This is a genomic window from Spirillospora sp. NPDC046719 (assembly GCF_040645715.1).
Taxonomy (GTDB): Bacteria; Actinomycetota; Actinomycetes; order Streptosporangiales; family Streptosporangiaceae; genus Spirillospora.
This window is the reverse complement of the sequence record NZ_JBEYYT010000792.1, coordinates 1-2,388: the sequence shown is the minus strand read 5'-3', so window position 1 is coordinate 2,388 and position 2,388 is coordinate 1. Positions and strand designations below refer to the sequence as shown.

General features: G+C 69.8%; 2 protein-coding genes. Both read left to right on the top strand.

Annotation, left to right across the window (positions count from 1 at the left end; all coding sequences use genetic code 11):
- A partial coding sequence (secD, locus tag ABZ914_RS50285) for a protein translocase subunit SecD (protein WP_500201659.1) occupies positions 1–1,313 on the top strand: 1,313 nt, incomplete at its 5' end.
- Positions 1,314–1,316: 3 nt separating this feature from the next.
- On the top strand, positions 1,317–2,388 hold a 1,072-nt coding region (gene secF / locus ABZ914_RS50280; RefSeq protein ID WP_500201658.1), incomplete at its 3' end, for a protein translocase subunit SecF.

Genomic DNA, 2,388 nt, shown 5'->3' with positions numbered 1-2,388 from the left:
CGTCCGCGTCCGCCACGCCGCGCAAGCGCGCGGTGTCGGACGCGCTGGCGGCGCCGACGCCGAACCCGTCCGGCTCGGGCTCGCCGTCCCCCACGGCGTCCCCGTCGGCGTCGCCGTCGTCGCCGCTGGTGTCGCCGGCGCCGTCCACCGGCACCCAGACCTACCCGGGCGTCACCGACAAGGCGGTCATCCAGCAGTTCGAGTCGCTGGACTGCTACAACGGCGACCGCCACGCCCCGGGCGCGAACGACCCGAACCGCAAGTTCGTCGCGGCGTGCGCCCAGAAGGTCGAGAACGGCCAGGTCGGCAAGTACATCCTCGGCCCGGTCCGGGTGCTCGGCGAGAACGTCAAGAGCGCGACCGCGATGCCGCCGAACTCCCAGCAGGGCCAGGCGAGCTGGTCGGTGGCGCTGAAGTTCGACGGCAAGGGCGCCCGCCAGTTCGGCGACGTCACCACCGACGCGTCCAAGGCGTACCAGAGCGACTCGTCCTCGCCGCAGGCGCAGGTCGCGATCGTCCTGGACGGCCAGGTGGTCTCCGCGCCGCAGATCAACCAGGGCGCGATCACCGGCGGCAGCGCCAGCATCGACGGCCCCGCCGACAGCTTCACCCAGCAGTACGCGACCGACCTCGCCAACGTGCTGAAGTACGGGGCGCTGCCGCTGGAGTTCAAGCAGAGCTCCATCGACGAGGTGTCGTCCACGCTGGGCTCCGACCAGCTGACCGGCGGCCTGATCGCCGGCGCGATCGGCCTCGGCCTGGTCGTCCTCTACTGCATGCTGTACTACCGGGGCCTCGGCCTCGTGGCGGTGTCCAGCCTGATCGTCGCCTCCGTGATCACCTATGAGGCGGTGGTGATCCTCGGCGAGGGGATGGGCTTCCGGCTGTCGCTGCCGCACATCATCGGCCTGATCGTGTCGATCGGCATCACCGCCGACTCGTTCATCGTCTACTTCGAGCGGCTGCGGGACGAGCTGAGAGCGGGCCGCAGGCTGCGCTCCTCGGTGGAGAACGCCTGGAAGCGGGCGCGGCGCACCATCCTCGTCGCCGACGCCGTGACGTTCCTGGCCGCCGTGGTGCTGTACTTCCTCGCGGTCGGCGGCGTCGCCGGGTTCGCGTTCGCGATGGGCCTGACCACGCTGATCGACATCGTGGTGGTGTTCTTCTTCACCAAGCCGATGGTGGCCCTGCTGTCGCGGACGAACTTCTTCGGCCGCGGGCATCCGATGTCCGGGCTGGACGCCAAACGGCTGCGCCGCAACCTGCAGGACGCCGACGGCGTCGCCGCCCGCAAGACGAGCCAGGAGGCCTGAGCCATGGGGCTGCGCGCGGTCCTCTCCCGGATCTACCGGGGTGAGATCAGCGCCGACATCGTCGGCAAGCCGAAGATCTGGTACTCGCTGTCCGGGGCGCTGCTGATCCTGTCGATCGCCGGGCTGCTGATCCAGGGCCTCAACTTCGGCGTGGAGTTCAAGGGCGGCTCGGTCTTCACCTTCAAGTCGCCGAGCTCGTCGATCGAGCAGGTGCGCGGCGCCGCGTCCGACGGCGGCGCGCACGACCCGATCGTGCAGAAGGCCGGCGACGACTGGCGGGTCACGACCCAGAGCCTGTCCTCGGACCAGGTCACCCAGGTCAAGGCGACCATCACCAAGGAGCTGAAGGTCCCCGCCAGCAAGGTCAGCACCCAGGTGGTCGGCGCCTCGTGGGGCGGGGAGATCCAGAAGAAGGCGTGGCAGGCGCTCATCGTCTTCATGATCTTGATCATCGGCTACCTGTCGGTGGCGTTCGAGTGGCGGATGGCGCTCGCCGCCGTGGTCGCCCTCGTGCACGACCTGGTCATCACGGCGGGCGTGTACGCCTGGTCCGGGTTCGAGGTCACGCCCGCGACGCTGCTGGGGTTCCTGACGATCCTCGGATACTCGCTGTACGACGCGGTGGTCGTCTTCGACATGATCAAGGAGGTCACCAAGCCGCTCGGCCCGACCTCCAGGACGACCTATAGCGAGGCGGCGAACCAGGCGCTCAGCAGCACCCTGGTCCGGTCGCTGAACACCTCGCTCGTCGCGATCCTGCCGGTCGGCGCGATCCTGTTCATCGGCACCACGCTGTTCGGCGCGGGCACGCTGAAGGACCTGTCGCTCGCGCTGTTCGTCGGCATGATCATCGGTACGTACTCCTCGCTGTGCGTGGCGACGCCGCTGCTGGTGCAGCTCAAGGAGCGCGAGCCGAAGTACAAGCAGATCCGCGCCAACATCGCCCGCCGCGAGCAGAGCGCCAAGCGGCAGGCCAGGAGCGCGAAGGTCAAGGCCGCGACCGGGGCGTCCGGCGACGCGCCGCCGGACGACGGGCCGGACGACGGCGACGCCGACGACGACGCGCCGGCCTCCG